The sequence below is a fragment of the Methylocystis echinoides genome, assembly GCF_040687965.1.
In the GTDB taxonomy this organism is placed as follows: domain Bacteria; phylum Pseudomonadota; class Alphaproteobacteria; order Rhizobiales; family Beijerinckiaceae; genus Methylocystis; species Methylocystis echinoides_A.
Genome location: NZ_CP156084.1, coordinates 2,735,430 through 2,755,141, shown reverse-complemented (window position 1 = coordinate 2,755,141; position 19,712 = coordinate 2,735,430). Strand labels below are relative to the sequence as shown.

Here is a 19,712-nt window from a genome sequence, read left to right as displayed (position 1 = left end):
AGGGGTCCAACGACAAGCCAGAGAGGTTAACGCAATGGACGACTCTCGCTCCTTCGACGCCTATGACTCCGAGCCCGCGCCGGCGCAGCTCGACGACATCATGCAAAAAATCGCCGAGCACAAAGGCTGCGGAACCTCCGGCGGCAGCGGCAAGGCGAGCTGCGGCTCCGGCGCCGGCGCCGGAGACATGCCCGCCGAGATCTGGGAGAAGGTCAAGAACCATCCCTGCTACAGCGAGGAAGCGCATCATCATTACGCCCGCATGCATGTCGCCGTCGCGCCGGCCTGCAACATTCAGTGCAACTACTGCAACCGCAAATATGATTGCGCCAATGAGTCGCGTCCCGGCGTCGTCAGCGAGAAGCTGACGCCCGAACAGGCCGCCAAGAAGGTTCTCGCGGTCGCTTCCGCCATTCCGCAGATGACGGTGCTCGGCATCGCCGGCCCCGGCGACCCGCTCGCCAACCCGGGCAAGACCTTCAAGACCTTCGAACTGATTTCCGAAGCCGCGCCCGACATCAAGCTGTGTCTCTCGACCAATGGTCTCGCCCTGCCCGACCATGTCGAGACGATCAAGAAATTCAACGTCGATCACGTCACGATCACGATCAACATGACCGATCCCGATATCGGCGCCGAAATCTACCCCTGGGTCTTCTGGAAGCATAAGCGCGTCACGGGCAAGGAGGCGGCGAAGATCCTCACCGACCGCCAATTGCAGGGCCTGGAGATGCTGACCGCCAACGGCATCCTCTGCAAGGTCAACTCGGTGATGATCCCGGGCGTCAACGACGATCACCTCGTGACCGTGAACCGAGAGGTGAAGTCGCGCGGCGCCTTCCTGCACAACATCATGCCGCTCATCTCTTCGCCGGAACACGGCACGGTCTTCGGCCTCAACGGCCAGCGCGGCCCGTCCGCGCAGGAGCTGAAGGCCCTGCAGGACAGCTGCGAAGGCGAGATGAACATGATGCGCCATTGCCGTCAGTGCCGCGCCGACGCGGTTGGATTGCTCGGCGAAGACCGCAGCGCCGAATTCACGACCGACAAGATCATGGAGATGGAAGTCAACTACGATCTGAGCGCGCGACAGGCCTATCAGGAGAAGGTCGAGGAAGAGCGCCTGGCGAAAGTCGCCGCGCGCAACGCCGAGCTCGAGAGCCTTGCCGGCGAGAACGCCGATCTCAAGATCTTGGTCGCCGTCGCCACCAAGGGCAGCGGCCGCATCAACGAGCATTTCGGCCATGCGACGGAGTTCCAGATCTACGAACTTTCCAGCGACGGCGCGAAATTCGTCGGCCATCGCCGCGTCGACCTCTATTGTCAGGGCGGCTATGGCGAAGATGACGCGCTCGAGACGGTCATTCGCGCCATCAACGACTGCACCGCGGTGTTCGTCGCGAAAATCGGCCATTGCCCGAAAGACGACCTCATCAAGGCCGGCATCGATCCCGTCGATCAGTACGCCTATGAGTTCATCGAGCAGTCGGCCATTTCCTACTTCAAGGATTATCTCGCCCGCGTGAAGAGCGGGGAGATCACCCATGTCACGCGCGGCGACGCCGACATCCGTCAAGGCGCCTACGTCCCGGTGAATGCGTAAAAACCAGCAAAAGGAGCTTGACCCATGACCTACAAGATCGTCGCTTCTCAATGCACGTCGTGCTCCGCCTGCGAGGCGGAGTGCCCGAACGTCGCCATCTCGGAGAAGAACGGCACCTTCGTCATCAATCCCAAGAAGTGCACGGAGTGCATCGGCTATTTCGACGTGCCGCAATGCGTCGCGGTCTGCCCGGTGGACAATACCTGCATCATCGACACCTCCTATCCTCGCTATCAGCCGAGCGCCTAAATGAAGATCGAATTTACTCCCGCCGCCGAGAAGTTCATCCGCCGCCTCGTGACATTCGACGGCGGACCGGGCTACGGCCTTCGTCTCCTCGTCTCGCCGGGTGGATGCTCCGGCATGTCGGCGGAGTTCTCCGTCGAGCCGGCTCCAAAAGACGGCGAGCAGGTCTATGCGCATGGCGCCTTCAAGCTGTTCCTGCCGGCGCAGAGCCGCCTGCTCCTCGACGGCGTGACCATCGACTTCAAGGAAACGGCCACGTCGACCGGCTTCGTTTTCATCGACCCGAAAGCAAAGAGCTGCGGTTGTTCGACGACCGACGCCCCCGCTTTCGAGGAGACAGCCTGAAAGAGCCTGACATGACTGGTGACGCGGCGATGCAGACAGTCGAAATGGCGACGCAGGATTTCCCTGCCGCCGCCATTCTCGGCAAGGGTCTTCCCGAGGAAGCCGAACGCCTGCTGCGCGCCGCGGCCATGTCTTACGACCAGGATGACTTGGCGCTCAAATATTTGATGGAGGCGCGTCTCCTCGCGCCGACTCATCCAGCGACGCTCATCGGTCTTTATCGCTTCTATTTCTACAAGGGGCGCCTCGCCGAGGCGCGCGGCATCGCGGAGACCTGCCTCACACGCGCCGCCATTGACAATTCCCTGCCGCTCAATTGGCGCGACGTCGCGCCGCAGGACGCCGCCTTCGGCGACTACGACGCGGTCGGACCCCGCTTTTTCATGTTTTCGTTGAAGGGCTACGCTTATCTGAGCATGCGGCTCGGCGACCTGGACGAAAGCGCCGCCGCGATTAACAAGCTGCTGGAGCTCGACCCCGCCGACAAAGTCGGCGCAAAAGTGCTCCTGGAGGTTTTGGAGCGTCGAGGACTCGAAGATGTCGACTGACGACATCGACGAAGCCATCGACTGGCAGGGGGTCTCGGTCGATTGCGCGCCGTGCGCGCATAGAGACCGCCTCGCGCAGGGACGCTGCAAGCCGCTGCGGGCCTGCGTGCATGATCGTTACGCCCGGCGCATCGACCGCTTCTTCGACTGGAACCCCGACCTCGCGCGCATTTATGTGGCGCATCCCTATTTCGAGGTTCGCGCCTGCGCGGCCAAGGCTGCGGAGATCTTTCTGCTGCCGGCCATGCTCGACGATCCGGAAGAAGCCGTGCGCTGGAGCGCCGCCCGTCGGCTGCCGCGCCGTTACATTTTGAAGCTGCGCAGCGATCCGCATCGCGAAGTGCGCATCCGCATCGCGGGAAGACTGGAGGGCACGGACCTCCTCCCGATGATGACCGACGAGGATTACGCTGTCCGGCAAGCGGTCGCCAAGCGTTTGCCGCCAGACTTGCTGGTGCTGATGATCAATGACGCCGACGCGAGCGTCCGCCGCGTCGTGGCGAGCCGCATCGAGCAGGCGGCGCTGATGCGTCTCGCGAAGGACCCCGATCCCGTGGTTCGCCTCGAAGCCGCCAAGCGCATGGAGCCCGACGATCTGAAGGCGCTGGCGAAGGACGCCGATTGGCGCATTCGCTATGAAGTCGCGCAGCGCGCGGCTCTCGTCGTCATCTCGCCGCTCGTCAATGACGAAGACCCGCTCGTGCGCGAATGCGTGAGCGAAAGGCTGTCCGCCGCCGGGATCGAAACGCCCAGCAATGTCATTGTCGCACAGACACGGAGCGATTCATGACCAACATCAGCCGCGACAGCGATCACGTCGAACTCGATGGACCGCCGTTTTTCGACTACGGCGACAAGGTGCGGGCTCGTCGCACCATCCGAAACGACGGCACCTTCCCCGGCAAGGACATCGGCGAAATCCTAGTGACGAAGGGCGAGGTCGGCTATGTCGTCAACATCGGAACCTTTCTCCAGCAGTTTTACATTTACGGCGTGGAGTTCGAAAGCACCGGACACCGCGTCGGCATGAAGCGCAAGGAGCTGGAGCCCATCGAACTCGCCGGCGAGGAGGATGAATAATGAGCGGACCCGCTAAATTCGACTGGGGCCTGCGCGTGCGGGCCATCACCGACCTCGTCAACGACGGGTCCTACCCGGATCGCGCGGCGGACGAGCTTCTCGTCAAGACGGGCGATACGGGCGAGATCGTCAACGTCGGCATGCATGTTGAATCAGAAACGCCGGTCTATCTCGTCGAATTCGCGCCGCAGCTCGTGGTGGGATGTCTCGAAGACGAGATCGAGCCCGTCTGATCGTTCACAACCGGCCAAAGAAAGAGGCGCAACGTGAAAGTCATGATCCGCAGAGATTCCGAAGGTGTCCTCTCGGCCTATGTTCCCAAGAAGGATCTGGAAGAACCGATCGTCGAAGTCGAAACCCCGGAAATGTGGGGCGGCTCGGTGACGCTCGCCAATGGCTGGAAGCTGCAGCTTCCGGAGATGGCCGAGGGCACGTCGCTGCCAATCACTGTAGAAGCCAAGAAGATCGCGTGAGGCGAAACATGACGATTGCTCCCGCGCAAGTCTCGCAGATCGACGCAGCGCTGGCGACGGCGCAGGCCGACCCGCAAACGCTCGTCGCCCTCCGACAACTTGCGCCGGGGCTCGCCGTCACGCGCTGCGACGCAATCGACATGCGCGACGAGACGCCGTTCCGCATCTACGAGAAGGTCTCGCTCTATCTCATCGACGGGCGCGACCACTGCTGGAAAATCACTCAGGATCCGGGCTGCGCGACCGGAATGGCGCTGGCCCCGAATGGAGGCGCTGCATGAAGACCACGCTTCTGCCGTTGAACGATCCGGACCTGACGCAAAGCGATCTCGAGGCGGTGCTCGAGATTCTACAGTCGCCGCGCATTTCCATGGGCGATACGGTGCTCGCCTTCGAGGAAGAATTCGCGCGCTACCTCGGTCGCAAGCATGCCGTCGCCGTCGCCAGCGGCACGATCGGCCTGCTGTTGATCTTGCGCGCGCTCGGCGTCGGCCCGGGCGACGAAGTGATCACGTCCGCCTACTCCTTCCGGGAAGCGACGCAAGCCATCGCGCTTTCCGGCGCGCGTCCGGTTTTTGGGGACATTGATTACTGGGCCGGCACGCTCGATCCGGAAAAGGCCAAAAAGGCCATCACGGAGAAGACGCGCGCCATCGTCGCCTCCAACACCAACGGACACCCTGCCCCGTGGGGTCCGTTGCGCGCGCTTGCGACGGACGCCAATGTCGCCTTGATCGAGGACTCCACGGAAGCGATCGGTTCCGTGTATCAGGGCAAGCTCGTGGGCTCGTTCGGCGATTGTTCGCTCTTCGACTTTTCGCAGCCTGGCGGCTTGATCTGCGGCGAAGGCGCGATGATCGTCACGGACAATGACGAGACGGCGGCCATGCTGCGTCGCTTGCGCAGTCGCCGAATAGAGGAGCGTTCCTCCGTCGTGCTCGGCGCCTGGCCGGCCCTGCAAGCGGGCCTGAGCGACATGGCGGCGGCGCTCGGCCTCGCGCAGCTGCGCCGAGTCGAACTTTTGCTCGCGCGCCGCAAGCGGGTCGAACGCTGGTTCCTGGAATATGTCCGCTCCTTCGAGGGCATCAAGGACCCGTATATCGCTCCCGAAGTCGAGCAGTGTCACTGGTTCCTTTACGTCGTGCATCTCGGCACGCGCTTCACGCGATCGAGCCGGGACGCCATCGTCGAGGATCTGCGCCAGGAGAAAATCGAGGCTTGCGCCTATGCGCAGCCGCTACATCTCCAGCGATATTACATTGATCTCGGCTATCGACGCGGCGATCTCTTCGTCACCGAGAAGGTCGCCGAGCGCGCCGTCGCTCTGCCGTTCCACGCCCATCTGACCGAAGAGCAGGTCGCCTTCGTCGTCGGGACGATGAAGGACGCGTCGATCAACGTCGGCGCGGGCACGGCCATCTACCTTTGACGGCCTTCGCCGTCTCAAAACGCAAGGAGCAACTCATGCCGACTGTTACGATTCTCCCTTCAGGCAAGACAGTGGAGGCGGCGACCGGGAGCCGCCTGCTCGACGCCATTCTGGCTGCTGGCGAGAAGATCATCAGCAAATGTGGCGGCGAGGCCAAATGTGGTCAGTGCCATGTCTTCGTCACGGAGGGCAAGAAGAGCCTTTCGAAAACGACTCGCGTAGAAAATGAGAAGCTCGACACGATCGTCGGCGTCGGATCCAAGTCGCGGCTTGCCTGCCAGGCCCTGCTCGGCGCCGAAAATGTAACCGTGGAATTGCTGGGCTTCGATTCCGGCTTCTAAATCGACAAAGGAGACAAAGATGACCGACAAAATCCTCATCCATGTTCGCTTCAATAACGACGGCTCTGTGTTGGAGATTGCGGAGCGCCCCACGAGCCTGACGCCTCAGCAGTGGTTCACCAAGCTCTCCGAGAAGGCCGGCAACGCCTTTCAGGCGCTGACCGGCGGCCGCGGCGTCTTTCGGATTTCACCGGACGAAGTCGCGGCGCTGAAGGCGGCTGTTCTTCAGTAAGCGCTCCGTCAGTGACGCCTTCGCCTGGCAAAAGGATTGAACAACATGATCGGTGAAATTGCAGCGGCCTTTCGTCAAGGCGACGTCATACCTTATCTCGGGCCGGGCGTTACCGGCCTCGCCGGGGAAGCGGCGCCGCCGTCGCTTCCCGAAAAACTCGTCGCCGAGCTCGTCGCCGGCGCGACCGTGCCGCACAAAATTCGCAACAACCTCACCGCGGCCGCGCAATATATCGAGAACTTCAAACACCGGAAAACGCTGACCTGCCTCATGGCGAACGCCTTTTCCGCCTCTCCGGACCCAAGCCTTTTTCATGCCTGGCTTGCGGCGCAGGACAAAATGCCCTTGCTCGTGCATGCCTGGTACGACGATCTCGTGCTGAAGGCCTTCGCTGGACGCAGCGGCTGGGGCCTTGTCCAGGGCGTGACGCAAAGCGAACATTTTGGCGATTGGGTCAACTGGTATCGCCCCGACGGCTCCGTCGCGCCAACGAAGGACTTCATCCGTGACGGCTCCGGGGCCAAGGCGCCTGCCGAGGCGCCCGAAGAGGCGCTCAAATGGCGCACACTCGTCTATGAGCCGCTCGGCTCCGCCAAGCCCGCCTCCAACTTTATCGTGTCCGACTCCGACTATGTCGAAGTGCTCACAGAGATAGACATCCAGACGCCGATCCCGGATCTCGTTCAGACGATTCGTAAAGGCCGCAGCTTCCTCTTCCTCGGCTGCCGGTTCGCCAACCAACTCGAACGCAGTTTCGCACGCCAGATCATGAAGCGTTCCTCAGACAAGCATTGGGCGGTCATCGAGGGCGCGCTCACGCGCAACGAAGAGAAGTTCCTGCGCGAACAGAACATCACGCGCATCGACGCTAATCTCGCGGATTTCGTCACGACGCTGACCCAGTCCGATCTCGCGGCCGCAGCGGCTTAAAGGATAAGAATGCTCGAGGATCTTCCCACCGTCTTCAAATATCACGTCTTCACATGCTTTCAGCAACGCCCGCCCGGACATCCGCGCGGGAGCTGCATGACCTCCGGCGCCAAGCCGCTCTGGGATCGGCTGCAGGCGAAGCTCAACGCACAGCCGAACCCCGATGTCGCCGTGACGGCGACGGGCTGCCTTGGTTTCTGTCGCGCGGGGCCGCTGATGGTCGTTTATCCGCAGGGCGTCTGGTATACGCCCCGCACGGAAGCTGACATCGACGAAATCTTCCAGTCGCACTTCATCGATGGCAATCCGGTCGAGCGCCTCATAATCGTTCCGCAGCTCTGAGCCTCCAAAGCTCGATACAAAGCCCCTCGTGCTTCGAGACGCCCTTTCGGCGGCTTCCCTGCATGAGGGGCTTTTTTAACAGCGGTAATAAAACGTGACGGGCAAGCCTCTATCTGGCGCGATGACTGGCTCATCCTGAGGCGCGCGCGCCCGCGCGCTCAAGCTGGCGCTTTTGAGGGGCGCCCTTGCGAGTCCTTGAACGGAAACAGCCCCGACTGGAAACACTGGGTCATATGTTCGGCCCGTGCGACAGCCGCTGAAGCGAGCCGCTCCGGCATCGTCTCTTTCGCGGTTTCGGTAAACAGCGCGAGCCAGCGCGCAAAATGTTGGGGCTCGATCGGCAGATTGACATGAACGCCGAAGGGCGTCCCCTGATAGCGCGTCGTCCCCAGCAGAGCGTGCGACCAGAAATTCGCGACGATGTCGAGATGCGGCTCCAGCTCTGAAATGGATTTCTCAAAGATTGGCCCGAGAAGGCTGTCCGCCCCGCCCTTCTCATAGAAACGCTTCACGCAGGCGCGGATCGCCGCCTCCGCCGCGTCGTCCGCCGCCGCTTCCTTGACTGCCGCTTCCATTATCGCCTCCTCTCACTACCGCACATTGAGCACAGTCAGCGGAATTGTCACGCCGCCCGTACTGCGACCAAGCATCGCGTCGGCTTTCTGACGCACGAATTCGATTTTGAGCGGCTTGGCCAAGAATCCATGCGCGCCGGCCGATACGCATTCCTTCCCGAAGGCGTTCGCGCCCGCCTCTACGACGACGAGAATTTTTGCCTGCGGCATCTCCGTGCGGATCTTCTGCAAGAGCTCCACGCCTTCCGACTTCACCAGGCTTTCGGCGAGAAACAAAAGGTCCGGCGGCTGCGTCTTGGCCTTTTCGAAGGCAATAGCGGCGCTCGCCACTTCATGCGCTTCAAATTCGTCGTGCAACATGAACTGCAGCGCTGCGCGAATGATCTCATTGTCATCGACAATGAACACGCGCTTGTTCTCCAGCGCCTTCGACATCTCAACGCCGATCTGCATATCCCACCTCTTCTCCGGTAGATCGTTGCCCATTTCGAAAGCAATCGACATGCCGTCTCTCTCCCCGAGGCTGCGCCGACGCCGGATGAGTTCGCTTGCGAACATGACTGTCGGGTTTGACACACGTGTTCACCCGACCTCCGGGTCTGCGCCAATTATATGATTTTATGGGCGCTTCAACGTTTTTTGATCTTTGGCACGCCCCTTGCGCAACAGGGCTCGCAAGGCTTTTGGCTGCCGTCCCAGATGATCATGGGGAAACGTCCGGTCGCCGGCGCCTGGTCGCAAAGTGAGTAAATCTCGGCCTGCGTGTGGCGCGCGCCGATCATGCTAACGGTCCAACAGGAGAATGCAATGTCGCTTCGACAGATCGCTTTCTACGGCAAGGGTGGCATCGGTAAATCGACGACCTCCCAGAATACCCTCGCGGCGCTCGCCGAGATGGGACAGAAGATCCTCATCGTCGGCTGTGACCCCAAGGCCGACTCGACCCGCCTGATCCTTCACGCCAAGGCGCAGGACACCATCCTGTCGCTGGCGGCTGAAGCCGGCTCGGTCGAGGACCTCGAAATCGAAGACGTGATGAAGGTCGGCTTCCAGGACATCCGCTGCGTCGAATCCGGCGGTCCGGAGCCAGGCGTGGGCTGCGCCGGTCGCGGCGTCATCACCTCGATCAACTTCCTCGAAGAGAACGGCGCTTATGAAGGCGTCGATTACGTCTCCTACGACGTTCTCGGCGACGTGGTGTGCGGCGGCTTCGCGATGCCGATCCGCGAGAACAAGGCGCAGGAAATTTACATCGTCATGTCCGGCGAGATGATGGCCATGTATGCGGCCAACAACATCTCCAAGGGCATTTTGAAATACGCCAACTCCGGCGGCGTGCGCCTGGGCGGGCTCGTCTGCAACGAGCGCAAGACCGACAAGGAGCTGGAGCTCGCGCAATCGCTCGCGAAGAAGCTCGGCTGCGAGCTGATCCACTTCGTGCCGCGCGACAACATCGTCCAGCACGCCGAGCTGCGCCGCATGACGGTCATCGAATACGCTCCCGACTCCAAGCAGGCTGGCGAGTATCGCACCCTTGCGACGAAGGTCCACGGAAACAAGGGCAACGGCATCATCCCGACCCCGATCACGATGGACGAGCTCGAAGACCTTCTCATGGAGCATGGCGTCATGGCTCAGGTCGACGAGACCCAGGTCGGCAAGACCGCCGCGGAGCTCAACGTCGCCTAATACGACAACCGCCCGGCCCTTTAGAGGGCCGGGCCTACCCCGAGATCATGAAAGGCCTCCGTCATGAGTGTGGCGCAAGCTGAATCCATCGAAGACATCAAGGCCCGCAATAAGGAACTCGTTCAGGAAGTCCTGAAGGCCTATCCGGAGAAGACCGCCAAGCGTCGCGCCAAGCACCTCGGCACGTTCGAAGACGGTAAGCCGGATTGCGGCGTCAAGTCGAACATCAAGTCCATTCCCGGCGTTATGACCATTCGTGGTTGCGCTTACGCCGGCTCGAAGGGCGTGGTGTGGGGTCCGATCAAGGACATGATCCACATCTCGCACGGCCCCGTCGGTTGCGGCCAGTATTCCTGGGCGTCGCGCCGCAATTATTATATCGGCACGACCGGCATCGACACCTTCGGCACGATGCAGTTCACCTCCGACTTCCAGGAGAAGGACATCGTGTTCGGCGGCGACAAGAAGCTCGCCGCGATCATCGACGAAATCCAGGTGCTGTTCCCGCTGAACAAGGGCATCTCCGTTCAATCCGAATGCCCGATCGGCCTCATCGGCGACGACATCGAGGCCGTCTCGAAGGCGAAGTCGAAGGAATACGAAGGCAAGACCATCGTTCCGGTTCGCTGCGAAGGCTTCCGCGGCGTCTCGCAGTCGCTTGGCCATCATATCGCCAACGACGCGATCCGGGACTGGGTCTTCGACAAGTCCGAAGGCAAGCCGGCTCGCTTCGAGTCGACGCCTTATGACGTCGCGATCATCGGCGACTACAACATCGGCGGCGACGCCTGGTCTTCGCGCATTCTGCTCGAAGAGATGGGCCTGCGCGTCGTGGCGCAGTGGTCGGGCGACGGCACCATCGCGGAACTCGAAGCCACGCCGAAGGCGAAGCTCAACGTTCTGCACTGCTACCGTTCGATGAACTACATCTCCCGCCACATGGAAGAAAAATATGGCATTCCGTGGTGCGAGTACAACTTCTTCGGCCCGTCCAAGATCGAAGAGTCGCTGCGCAAGATCGCCTCGCACTTCGACGACAAGATCAAGGAAGGCGCCGAGCGCGTTATCGCGAAATATCGTCCGCTGATGGACGCCGTTATCGCGAAATACCGCCCGCGCCTCGAAGGCAAGAAGGTCATGCTCTATGTCGGCGGCCTGCGTCCGCGCCACGTCATCGGCGCCTACGAAGACCTCGGCATGGAAGTCGTCGGCACGGGCTATGAGTTCGCGCATAACGACGACTATCAGCGCACGACCCATTATGTGAAGGACGGCACGCTGATCTACGACGACGTCACGGGCTATGAGTTCGAGAAGTTCGTCGAGAAAATCCAGCCGGATCTCGTCGGCTCCGGCATCAAGGAAAAGTACGTCTTCCAGAAGATGGGCGTGCCCTTCCGTCAGATGCACAGCTGGGACTATTCAGGCCCCTATCACGGCTACGACGGCTTCGCGATCTTCGCGCGCGACATGGACATGGCGATCAATGCGCCGGTCTGGAAGATGGCCAAGGCCCCTTGGGCGGCCTGATCCCGCAACAAACAGGTCTCGCCTCCTCCCCCGAGGCGAGACCGGCTAGCGGAAACATGAGGAATAGCCATGCCACAGAATGCTGACAACGTTCTCGACCACTTTAATCTGTTCCGCCAGCCGGAATACAAGGAGATGTTCGAGAACAAACAGAACAACTTCGAAAACAAGGTTCCGGCGGATCAGCTCGAGCAGATCCGTGAATGGACCAAGACGGAAGAGTATAAGGAAAAGAACTTCGCCCGCGAAGCTCTGACCGTCAACCCGGCCAAGGCCTGTCAGCCGCTGGGCGCCGTTTTTGCGGCCGTCGGCTTCGAAAGCACGATCCCCTTCGTGCATGGGTCGCAGGGTTGCGTCGCTTACTATCGTTCGCACTTCTCCCGTCACTTCAAGGAGCCGACGTCCTGCGTCTCCTCCTCGATGACCGAAGACGCGGCGGTGTTTGGCGGCCTGAACAATATGATCGATGGCCTCGCGAACACGTACAACATGTACAAGCCGAAGATGATCGCGGTCTCCACGACGTGCATGGCGGAAGTCATCGGCGACGATCTCAACGCCTTCATCAAGACGTCAAAGGAGAAGGGCTCGGTTCCGCAGGAGTTCGACGTTCCCTTCGCGCATACCCCGGCCTTCGTCGGCAGCCACATCACCGGCTACGACAATGTCATGAAGGGCGTGCTGGAGCACTTCTGGGACGGCAAGGCCGGCACGGCGCCCAAGCTCGAGCGCACGCCCAACAACAGCATCAACTTCCTGGGCGGGTTCGACGGCTACACCGTCGGCAATCTCCGCGAGATCAAGCGCATCTTCGAGTCGATGGGCGTGGAATACACCATCATCGGCGACAACAGCGACGTGTGGGACACGCCGACCGACGGCGAATTCCGCATGTATGACGGCGGCACCAAGCTCGAGGACGTCGCGGCGGCGCTGAACGCCAAGGCGACCATCTCGATGCAGGAGTTCTGCACCGAGAAGACCCTGCCCTATATCGCCACCAAGGGCCAGGAAACCGTCGCCCTCAACCACCCGGTTGGCGTCGCGGCGACCGACAAATTCCTCATGGAGATTTCGCGCCTCACCGGCAAGCCGATCTCCGAGGAGCTCACCAAGGAGCGCGGCCGTCTCGTCGACGCGATCGCCGACTCGTCCGCCCATATCCATGGCAAGAAGTTCGCGATCTACGGCGATCCGGACCTCTGCTACGGCCTCGCGGCCTTCCTGCTCGAGCTCGGCGCCGAGCCGGTCCACATCCTCGCCACCAACGGCGGCAAGGGCTGGGCGGAAAAGGTGCAAAAGCTGCTCGACTCCTCGCCCTTCGGCAAGGGCTGCAAGGTCTATCCTGGCAAGGATCTGTGGCATATGCGCTCGCTGCTCTTCACGGAGCCGGTCGACTATCTCATCGGCAACACCTATGGGAAGTATCTCGACCGCGACACGGGGACGCCGCTCATCCGCATCGGCTTCCCGATCTTCGATCGCCACCACAAGCATCGCTATCCGGTGTGGGGCTATCAGGGCTCGATGAACGTGCTGGTCTGGATCCTGGACGCGATCTTCGAGGATATCGATCGCAACACGAATGTCGTGGCGAAGTCGGACTACTCCTTCGACATCATTCGCTAAACGACAAAGCGCTCGCCGGGCCATCTTGGCCCGGCGAATGCATAGTTGCGCGATGAACGCGCGAAAAGCGGCAGGAGGCTTGGAATGTCGACGCTCTCGGAAAAGGTACAGGACGTCTTCAACGAGCCCGGCTGCGGAAAGAACCAGAACAAGTCCGAGAAAGAACGCAAGAAGGGCTGCACGAAGCAGCTCGCGCCCGGCGCCGCCGCCGGCGGCTGCGCCTTCGACGGGGCCAAGATCGCCCTGCAGCCCATCACCGACGTCGCGCATCTCGTCCACGGTCCGATTGCCTGCGAAGGCAACAGCTGGGACAATCGCGGCGCAAAAACCTCCGGCTCGTCTCTCTATCGCACGGGTTTCACGACCGACATCAGCGAGAACGACGTCGTCTTCGGAGGCGAGAAGCGGCTCTACAAATCGATCAAGGAAATTATCGACAAATACGATCCGCCGGCCGTTTTCGTGTATCAAACCTGTGTCCCCGCGATGACCGGCGACGACATCGAGGCGGTTTGCAAGGCTGCGGCGGCGAAGTTCAACAAGCCCGTCATACCCGTGATCTCACCCGGCTTTGTGGGTCCGAAGAATCTCGGCAACAAGCTTGCGGGCGAGGCGATCCTCGATCATGTGATCGGCACGCAGGAGCCGGAATACACCACGCCCTACGACATCAACATCATCGGCGAATATAATCTCGCCGGCGAATTGTGGCAGGTGAAGCCGCTTCTCGACGAGCTCGGCATTCGCATCCTCGCCTGCATCTCTGGCGACGCCAAATATCACGAAGTCGCGTCGTCTCACCGCGCCCGCGCGGCAATGATGGTCTGCTCAAAGGCGATGATCAATGTCGCCCGCAAGATGGAGGAGCGCTACGGCATTCCCTTCTTCGAAGGCTCGTTCTACGGCATCGGCGACATGAGCGACAGCCTGCGCGAGATCGCGCGTCTGCTCATCGAGCGCGGCGCCCCCGCCGAGCTGATGGCGCGGACCGAAGCCGTCATCGCCCGCGAAGAGGCCAGGGCCTGGGCGCGGATCGCACCCTATCGCGCGCGCCTCGAAGGGAAGCGGGTCCTTCTCATCACGGGCGGCGTGAAGAGCTGGTCGGTGGTCGCGGCGCTGCAGGAGGCCGGGCTCGAGATCGTCGGCACCAGCGTCAAGAAATCGACCAAGGAAGACAAGGAAAAGATCAAAGAGCTCATGGGCCAGGACGCCCATATGATCGACGACATGACGCCGCGCGAAATGTACAAAATGCTGAAAGAGGCGCGCGCCGACATCATGCTTTCGGGCGGCCGCTCCCAGTTCATCGCGCTCAAGGCGAAGATGCCCTGGCTCGACATCAATCAGGAGCGCCACCACGCCTATGCGGGCTATGAAGGCATGGTCGATCTCGTTCATGAAATTGACAAGGCGCTCTTTAATCCGGTTTGGGACCAAGTGCGCCGCGCCGCGCCCTGGGAAGAAAAGACCTGGGAAGAGCGCGCATCGGAGGCGATCGCCGCCGAAGCCGCGGCGCTCGCGGCCGACCCCGTCGCCGCAGAAACCGCGCGCCGCGACAAGCAGGTCTGCGCCTGCAATCTCGTCACGGTCGGCGCGATCGAGGACGCCATCCATGACGGCGCCGACACGGTCGAGGCTGTTGGCAAAGCCACGAGCGCCGGAACGGGCTGCGGCGGTTGCCAGGAGCGCATCGCCGCCGTTCTCGAAGCTTCTTCTCAAGCGCGTGCGGTGGCCGCGCCGCAAGCCGCGTGAGGTCATCATGGCGCGCGTCACCCTCTCGAAAAAGGCCTGCACAGTCAATCCGCTGAAGATGAGCCAGCCGATCGGCGGCGCGCTCGCCTTCATGGGCGTCTCCGGCTGCATGCCGGTCCTCCATGGCTCGCAGGGCTGCACGTCCTTTGGCCTGGTGCTCTTCGTCCGTCACTTCAAGGAAGCGATTCCGCTGCAAACGACGGCGATGAACGAAGTCGCCACCGTCCTCGGGGGGCTCGAAAACATCGAGCAGGCCATCCTCAACATCGTGAAGCGCGCCAAGCCTTCCGTGATCGGCATCTGTTCGACGGGCGTTACGGAAACAAAAGGCGACGACGTCGACGGCTATCTGCAGCTCGTCCGCAAGCGCCATCCGGAGCTCGACGATCTCGGCATCGTCTATGTCTCGACGCCGGACTTCAAGGACGCGTTCCAAGACGGCTTCGGAAAGACAGTGACGAAGCTCATTCAGACTTTCGTTCCCGACGAGATTGCGTCTCGCAGAGCGCCGCAACGCGTCAACGTCCTCGCCGGATGCCATCTCACGCCGGGCGACATCGATGAGCTTCGCGACATCATCGAGGCCTTCGGTCTGGAGCCGACGTTCCTGCCCGATCTCTCGGGCTCGCTCGATGGACATATCCCGGAGGATTTCACCCCGACGACCCTCGGCGGCGTGACCAAGGAAGACATAGCCGCCATGGGCGGAGCCGCCTGGACCATCGCGCTCGGCGAGCAGATGCGCGGCGCCGCTAAGGCTCTCGAAGCGCGCGCCGGCGTTCCGTTCGAACTCTTCGAACGCCTGACCGGCCTCGGCCCGAACGATGAGTTCGTCAGCTTCCTCTCGCGCATCAGCGGGCGTCCAGTCCCGCTCAAATACCGCCGCCAGCGCGGTCAGCTCGTGGACGCGATGCTCGACGGCCACTTCCATTTCGGCGGCAAGAAAATCGCCCTCGGCGCGGAGCCGGACCTTTTGTTCGCTATCGGCCAATGGCTGACCGAGATGGGCGCGGAAGTGACGGCCGCCGTGACCACGACCCAATCACCGCTGCTTGAAAGGCTCATGACAGAGGAGGTCGTGATCGGCGACCTCGAAGACCTCGAAAATCGCGCCGTCGGCTGCGACCTGCTGATCACCCATTCGCATGGCCGCCAGGCCGCGGAACGCCTTGGAGTTCAGCTTTATCGTATGGGACTTCCGATGTTCGACCGCATCGGCGCGGCCCATGAAACATCGGTCGGCTACCGCGGCACGCGCGACCTCATCTTCAAGATCGGCAATATTTTCATCGACCAGATCCACGAGCCGACGCCCGACACCTGGGTAGCCAATGAACCCGCCGGCCAAGACGGCACGACGCTTGCGACGGCGACGGATATTCCTCTCTCGAGCGCGCACTGACCGCAAAGGAGGCATCATGAAAGTTGCATTCGCCACACAAGACCTCGAGCGGGTCGACGCCCATTTCGGCTGGGCGAAAAATATCGCGATCTACGACCTCCAGCCCGACTCCTACACATTCGTCGAAGCGATCCAGTTCGCCGGCGATCTGCAGGAAGACGGCAATGAAGACAAGCTGCAGCCCAAGCTCGAAGCGATCAAGGATTGCGCGATTCTCTACGTCGCGGCGATCGGCGGCTCCGGCGCCGCGCGCGTCGTCGCGCAGAACATCCACCCGATGAAAGTGCCACAGCCGGAGAAGATCACAGACCTGATCGAGAAGCTGCAGGTCGTTCTCAGAGGGTCGCCGCCGCCGTGGCTGCGCAAGGTTTTGTCGAAGAGCGGCGAGCGCTCCTTCGATTTCGAGGAGGAGACCGAAAATGCCTGAGGCCGTCGCCGAAGCCGAACACAAACCCGAAGACAGCCTGTTCATCAAGGAGCTGATCAAGATCTGGCGCGCGCAGGATACGCATGGGACCTGGGAAAAGAAGACCGACCTCAGCCTTCTCGACCCTTACATCGTCACCAAGGAGCAGCGCCGCGAAATTCCGATCATTGGCGACCCCGATCCTGAGATCCTGTGGCGTCTTGAACTCTTCTACAACGCGGTCGGTCTCGCGATCGAGCGCCGCACCGGCTGCATGGTGCAGCCGATGATGAAGATGAGCCATGAGGGCTTCGGGCGGATGATCCTGACGACCGGCCGCCTGATCGTCGTCAACAAGCATCTGCGCGACGTTCACCGCTTTGGCTTCGAGTCGCTCGAGAAACTCGCCGCGGAAGGCGCGAAATTCGTCGACGCCGGCGTGGAGATGATCGAGAAATTCCCCGAAGTCGCCCGTTACTGATGGAGGCTGGAGATGAGCGGCGTCGACGAACTGAAGGCCGAAATCAAGAAGCTTTCGGCCAAAGCCATGAATATGAAGATGAACCTGCACGACCTCTCCGAGGAGCTGCCGGTCAACTGGACCACGATCATGACGGTCGCTCAGGAGACCTATGACGCCTATGCGGCCTTGGAGGCCGCCCGCAAGCGGCTCAAAGAACTCGAGGCGGCGTGATGTCCGACTTCAAGACGCGAGACGGCTCGCCCTATACGCCGCTCTATCTCACCGACATCAACGCCGAGACCTGCATCGGCTGCGGCCGATGCTTCAAGGTCTGCCCGCAGAGCGTCATGGCGCTTTACGGCGTCAATGACGAAGGCGAGATCCTCGGCATCGTCACGGAAGACGACGAGGATGATTTCGATGGCGATCTCAATCGCAAGATTATGAAGGTCGAGCACCCCGGCGCCTGCATCGGCTGCAACGCCTGCGCCCGAGTCTGTCCGAAAAATTGCCAGACTCACGTGCCGGCGGACAAAGTTGCGGCGTGACCCCGATGAGCCTGCTCGCGCCCTCTCCGAGTAAAGAGGTGGGCGCGCGCCCGGCGTCGCTGTGTCCGGAAACCATCTATCGCGCCATTTGCAGCGAGCCGACGCCTCTGGCGCGCGCAGAGCCTTTCACGGCGCATGTCCTTGCCTGCGCCCTCACTGTCGGGATCGTTGAAGCGCGAGCAACGGGCGACACATTGTCCGCGGCGCTCGGCCTCAACCGCGCCGCGCTGGAGACGCTCACGGCGCAATGGGCGCCGGGCGTGCGGCTGCTTTTCAATATCTATGACGCGCCGGAGCATCTGCCTCTCGACGAAGAAGAGACGCAGCTCCACGAATTGCTGTCGCGCTTCAAGGCTGACTCCTCCCCCCTCTGCGCCTGGATCGCCGCCATCGTGTGTCGCCGCGCGATGGCGCCGCGCCACCTCTGGCAGGACCTCGGACTTTTGGAGCGCAGCGAGCTGACGCGTTTGATGAACAAATGGTTCCCGGCGCTGGCGGCCGCCAACGTCGACAATATGAAATGGAAGAAATTCTTCTACCGGCAGCTTTGTGAGCTCGAGGGTTTTTCACTCTGCGCGGCGCCGACCTGCCGAGAATGCGGCGACTTCGACAATTGCTTCGGCGTCGAGGACGGAACGAGCGTTCTCGCCCACCTGAACCGCCGTTGATCCTCTCCTTTAAGGTTCGGAAAGCCCTTTGTCAGTTCTCCGACAATGGCGCTTTACAGACAAGTCGAGCCCCGGGAAATCCAAGGATTTTCATGACTTTTTGAGCTGGCACATCGGTTGCTACTTCCTGGACGAGACATCTTAACCAGGGAGCTGTCGAGATGATCCAGCTGACGGATAGCGCTGTGACCGCGGTGCGTACGGCGATGGCGGGGGCAGGCCAGGAGGTCGAGGGACTGCGCATCATGGTGGAGGCCGGCGGCTGTGCTGGCCTGAAATATATGATGGGCCTCGTCAACGAGGCCGACCCCAACGATCACGTGTTCGACACCGACGGCGTAAAGGTTTTCGTCGAAGAAGGCTCGCTCGCCTATCTCGATGGCACCAAGATCGACTTTGTCATCGGTCTCGAAGGCTCTGGTTTCACCTTCGACAATCCGCAAGCCAAATCGAGCTGTTCCTGCGGAAAATCTTTCGGCTGAGCGCGAGGAGGCGGCGATGTGGGACTATTCTGACAAGGTCAAGGACTACTTCTTCAACCCCAAGAACGCCGGCGCCCTCGTGGAGGCCAACGCCGTCGGCGAAGTCGGCGCGATTTCCTGCGGGGACGCGCTGAAGCTGATGCTGAAGGTCGATCCGGAGACGGAGGTCATTCAGGACGCGCGGTTCCAGACCTTTGGCTGCGGGTCCGCCATCGCATCCTCCTCCGCGCTGACCGACATGATCATCGGCAAGACGCTGCAGGAAGCAATCACCATCACCAATCAGGACATCGCCGATTTTCTCGGCGGCCTGCCGCCCGAGAAGATGCATTGCTCGGTGATGGGCTATGAAGCGCTGCAGGCGGCGATCGCGAACTTCCGCGGCGAGGAATGGCATGACGATCATGAGGAAGGCGCGCTCGTCTGCAAATGCTTCGGCGTCGACGAAGGCATGATCGAACGCGCCGTCCGCATGAACAAGCTGACGACGATCGAGCAGATCACGGATTACACCAAGGCCGGCGGCGGCTGCCTGACGTGCTTCGACAAGCTCGAAGAAGTGCTCGCCAAAGTAAACGCGGAGTTGGTCGCCGAGGGCATTCTCGCGGCGCATGAGGCCTATTCGCTTGGCGCGGCGGACGCTGCGGAAATCAAGGCGAAGGCGAAAGCCAAGAAGGATGCGGAACGAGAGGCCGCGCCGCCGACCTCGCCGCTCGCCCCTGCTTCGCCGCTGCCGCCGCCTTCGGCCGGCATGACCAATCTGAAGAAGATGCGCCTGATCGAGGAAGCGATCGAAGAGCTGCGTCCGTATCTGAAAAAGGACGGCGGCGACTGCGAGCTCATCGACGTCGACGGCAATAATGTGATGGTGAGCCTGACCGGCGCCTGCACCGGCTGCCAGATGGCGAGCGTCACCGTCTCCGGCATTCAGGAGCGGCTGATTGCAAAGCTCGGCGTGCCGGTTCGCGTCGTCCCCGTCAAGTCTCACGTCCACTAGAG

General features: G+C 61.6%; 28 protein-coding genes. 26 read left to right on the top strand and 2 right to left on the bottom strand.

Annotated elements, in window-relative coordinates:
- Positions 1 to 34 precede the first annotated feature (34 nt).
- Genes nifB through RVU70_RS13375 form a run of 14 tightly spaced genes read left to right on the top strand, consistent with a single transcriptional unit; the run spans position 35 to position 7,569 of the window.
- Positions 35 to 1,603, top strand: coding sequence for a nitrogenase cofactor biosynthesis protein NifB (gene nifB, locus RVU70_RS13440; RefSeq protein WP_405044804.1), 1,569 nt, complete (start codon positions 35 to 37; stop codon positions 1,601 to 1,603).
- Between the two features lie 24 nt (positions 1,604 to 1,627).
- Positions 1,628 to 1,852 (top strand): 4Fe-4S dicluster domain-containing protein, encoded by a 225-nt coding sequence (locus RVU70_RS13435; protein ID WP_363347075.1) that lies wholly within the window; start codon positions 1,628 to 1,630, stop codon positions 1,850 to 1,852.
- Positions 1,853 to 2,194 carry an iron-sulfur cluster assembly accessory protein gene (locus tag RVU70_RS13430; RefSeq protein WP_363347073.1) on the top strand — a complete coding sequence of 114 codons (342 nt, stop codon included), beginning with the start codon at positions 1,853 to 1,855 and terminating at the stop codon, positions 2,192 to 2,194.
- A gap of 11 nt (positions 2,195 to 2,205) precedes the next feature.
- Complete coding sequence (locus RVU70_RS13425; RefSeq protein ID WP_363347071.1) at positions 2,206 to 2,742, top strand: hypothetical protein; 537 nt, start codon at positions 2,206 to 2,208, stop codon at positions 2,740 to 2,742.
- Positions 2,732 to 3,532: a 4Fe4S-binding leucine-rich repeat protein gene (locus RVU70_RS13420; RefSeq protein ID WP_363347069.1), complete on the top strand. Its 801-nt coding sequence runs from the start codon at positions 2,732 to 2,734 to the stop codon at positions 3,530 to 3,532. The genes RVU70_RS13425 and RVU70_RS13420 overlap by 11 nt, the downstream gene beginning before the upstream one ends.
- Positions 3,529 to 3,822, top strand: a complete 294-nt coding sequence (locus tag RVU70_RS13415) for a nitrogen fixation protein NifZ (protein ID WP_363347067.1) — start codon at positions 3,529 to 3,531, stop codon at positions 3,820 to 3,822. Before RVU70_RS13420 ends, RVU70_RS13415 begins: the two co-directional genes overlap by 4 nt.
- A complete protein-coding gene (locus RVU70_RS13410) occupies positions 3,822 to 4,055 on the top strand; it encodes a nitrogen fixation protein NifZ (RefSeq protein WP_363347065.1) in 234 nt (77 codons plus the stop codon). Before RVU70_RS13415 ends, RVU70_RS13410 begins: the two co-directional genes overlap by 1 nt.
- Positions 4,056 to 4,097: 42 nt before the next feature.
- Positions 4,098 to 4,295 (top strand): putative nitrogen fixation protein NifT, encoded by a 198-nt coding sequence (gene nifT, locus RVU70_RS13405; RefSeq protein ID WP_363351336.1) that lies wholly within the window; start codon positions 4,098 to 4,100, stop codon positions 4,293 to 4,295.
- An 8-nt stretch (positions 4,296 to 4,303) separates the two neighbouring features.
- Positions 4,304 to 4,576: a hypothetical protein gene (locus RVU70_RS13400; protein ID WP_363347063.1), complete on the top strand. Its 273-nt coding sequence runs from the start codon at positions 4,304 to 4,306 to the stop codon at positions 4,574 to 4,576.
- Positions 4,573 to 5,724 (top strand): DegT/DnrJ/EryC1/StrS family aminotransferase, encoded by a 1,152-nt coding sequence (locus tag RVU70_RS13395; protein WP_363347061.1) that lies wholly within the window; start codon positions 4,573 to 4,575, stop codon positions 5,722 to 5,724. Before RVU70_RS13400 ends, RVU70_RS13395 begins: the two co-directional genes overlap by 4 nt.
- Before the next feature lie 35 nt (positions 5,725 to 5,759).
- Positions 5,760 to 6,065 (top strand): 2Fe-2S iron-sulfur cluster-binding protein, encoded by a 306-nt coding sequence (locus tag RVU70_RS13390; RefSeq protein ID WP_363347059.1) that lies wholly within the window; start codon positions 5,760 to 5,762, stop codon positions 6,063 to 6,065.
- Positions 6,066 to 6,084: 19 nt separating this feature from the next.
- A complete protein-coding gene (locus RVU70_RS13385) occupies positions 6,085 to 6,297 on the top strand; it encodes a hypothetical protein (protein ID WP_363347057.1) in 213 nt (70 codons plus the stop codon).
- 45 nt (positions 6,298 to 6,342) lie between these two features.
- Positions 6,343 to 7,227 (top strand): SIR2 family protein, encoded by an 885-nt coding sequence (locus RVU70_RS13380; protein ID WP_363347055.1) that lies wholly within the window; start codon positions 6,343 to 6,345, stop codon positions 7,225 to 7,227.
- 9 nt (positions 7,228 to 7,236) lie between these two features.
- Positions 7,237 to 7,569, top strand: a complete 333-nt coding sequence (locus RVU70_RS13375) for a (2Fe-2S) ferredoxin domain-containing protein (RefSeq protein ID WP_363347053.1) — start codon at positions 7,237 to 7,239, stop codon at positions 7,567 to 7,569.
- 158 nt (positions 7,570 to 7,727) lie between these two features.
- On the opposite strand, the gene RVU70_RS13370 is transcribed toward RVU70_RS13375, so the two are convergent.
- Together RVU70_RS13370 and RVU70_RS13365 are read right to left on the bottom strand one after the other, a co-directional pair.
- Positions 7,728 to 8,144 (bottom strand): group III truncated hemoglobin, encoded by a 417-nt coding sequence (locus RVU70_RS13370; RefSeq protein WP_363347052.1) that lies wholly within the window; start codon positions 8,142 to 8,144, stop codon positions 7,728 to 7,730.
- A gap of 15 nt (positions 8,145 to 8,159) precedes the next feature.
- Positions 8,160 to 8,648, bottom strand: coding sequence for a response regulator (locus RVU70_RS13365; protein ID WP_363347050.1), 489 nt, complete (start codon positions 8,646 to 8,648; stop codon positions 8,160 to 8,162).
- Between the two features lie 303 nt (positions 8,649 to 8,951).
- On the opposite strand from RVU70_RS13365, the gene nifH reads away from it, so the two are divergent.
- The 12 genes from nifH to nifU all read left to right on the top strand — a co-directional run bounded on the left by nifH (position 8,952) and on the right by nifU (position 19,710).
- Positions 8,952 to 9,833, top strand: coding sequence for a nitrogenase iron protein (gene nifH / locus RVU70_RS13360; protein ID WP_363347048.1), 882 nt, complete (start codon positions 8,952 to 8,954; stop codon positions 9,831 to 9,833).
- A gap of 63 nt (positions 9,834 to 9,896) precedes the next feature.
- Positions 9,897 to 11,363, top strand: a complete 1,467-nt coding sequence (gene nifD / locus RVU70_RS13355) for a nitrogenase molybdenum-iron protein alpha chain (RefSeq protein ID WP_363347046.1) — start codon at positions 9,897 to 9,899, stop codon at positions 11,361 to 11,363.
- 69 nt (positions 11,364 to 11,432) lie between these two features.
- Positions 11,433 to 12,992 (top strand): nitrogenase molybdenum-iron protein subunit beta, encoded by a 1,560-nt coding sequence (nifK, locus tag RVU70_RS13350; RefSeq protein WP_363347044.1) that lies wholly within the window; start codon positions 11,433 to 11,435, stop codon positions 12,990 to 12,992.
- An 84-nt stretch (positions 12,993 to 13,076) separates the two neighbouring features.
- Positions 13,077 to 14,744 (top strand): nitrogenase iron-molybdenum cofactor biosynthesis protein NifE, encoded by a 1,668-nt coding sequence (nifE, locus tag RVU70_RS13345; protein ID WP_363347042.1) that lies wholly within the window; start codon positions 13,077 to 13,079, stop codon positions 14,742 to 14,744.
- Positions 14,745 to 14,751: 7 nt separating this feature from the next.
- On the top strand, positions 14,752 to 16,146 hold the full coding sequence (gene nifN / locus RVU70_RS13340; protein ID WP_363347040.1) for a nitrogenase iron-molybdenum cofactor biosynthesis protein NifN: 1,395 nt from the start codon (positions 14,752 to 14,754) through the stop codon (positions 16,144 to 16,146).
- A 16-nt stretch (positions 16,147 to 16,162) separates the two neighbouring features.
- Positions 16,163 to 16,573, top strand: a complete 411-nt coding sequence (gene nifX, locus RVU70_RS13335; protein ID WP_363347038.1) for a nitrogen fixation protein NifX — start codon at positions 16,163 to 16,165, stop codon at positions 16,571 to 16,573.
- Positions 16,566 to 17,033, top strand: coding sequence for a NifX-associated nitrogen fixation protein (locus tag RVU70_RS13330; protein WP_363347036.1), 468 nt, complete (start codon positions 16,566 to 16,568; stop codon positions 17,031 to 17,033). The genes nifX and RVU70_RS13330 overlap by 8 nt, the downstream gene beginning before the upstream one ends.
- Positions 17,034 to 17,045: 12 nt before the next feature.
- A complete protein-coding gene (locus RVU70_RS13325; RefSeq protein ID WP_363347033.1) occupies positions 17,046 to 17,246 on the top strand; it encodes a CCE_0567 family metalloprotein in 201 nt (66 codons plus the stop codon).
- Positions 17,246 to 17,563, top strand: coding sequence for a ferredoxin III, nif-specific (gene fdxB, locus RVU70_RS13320; protein ID WP_363347031.1), 318 nt, complete (start codon positions 17,246 to 17,248; stop codon positions 17,561 to 17,563). The genes RVU70_RS13325 and fdxB overlap by 1 nt, the downstream gene beginning before the upstream one ends.
- A 5-nt stretch (positions 17,564 to 17,568) precedes the next feature.
- Positions 17,569 to 18,231 carry a nitrogen fixation protein NifQ gene (locus tag RVU70_RS13315; protein ID WP_363351334.1) on the top strand — a complete coding sequence of 221 codons (663 nt, stop codon included), beginning with the start codon at positions 17,569 to 17,571 and terminating at the stop codon, positions 18,229 to 18,231.
- A gap of 161 nt (positions 18,232 to 18,392) precedes the next feature.
- Positions 18,393 to 18,713 (top strand): iron-sulfur cluster assembly accessory protein, encoded by a 321-nt coding sequence (locus tag RVU70_RS13310; protein WP_363347029.1) that lies wholly within the window; start codon positions 18,393 to 18,395, stop codon positions 18,711 to 18,713.
- A gap of 16 nt (positions 18,714 to 18,729) precedes the next feature.
- On the top strand, positions 18,730 to 19,710 hold the full coding sequence (nifU, locus tag RVU70_RS13305) for a Fe-S cluster assembly protein NifU (RefSeq protein WP_363347027.1): 981 nt from the start codon (positions 18,730 to 18,732) through the stop codon (positions 19,708 to 19,710).
- Positions 19,711 to 19,712 lie beyond the last annotated feature (2 nt).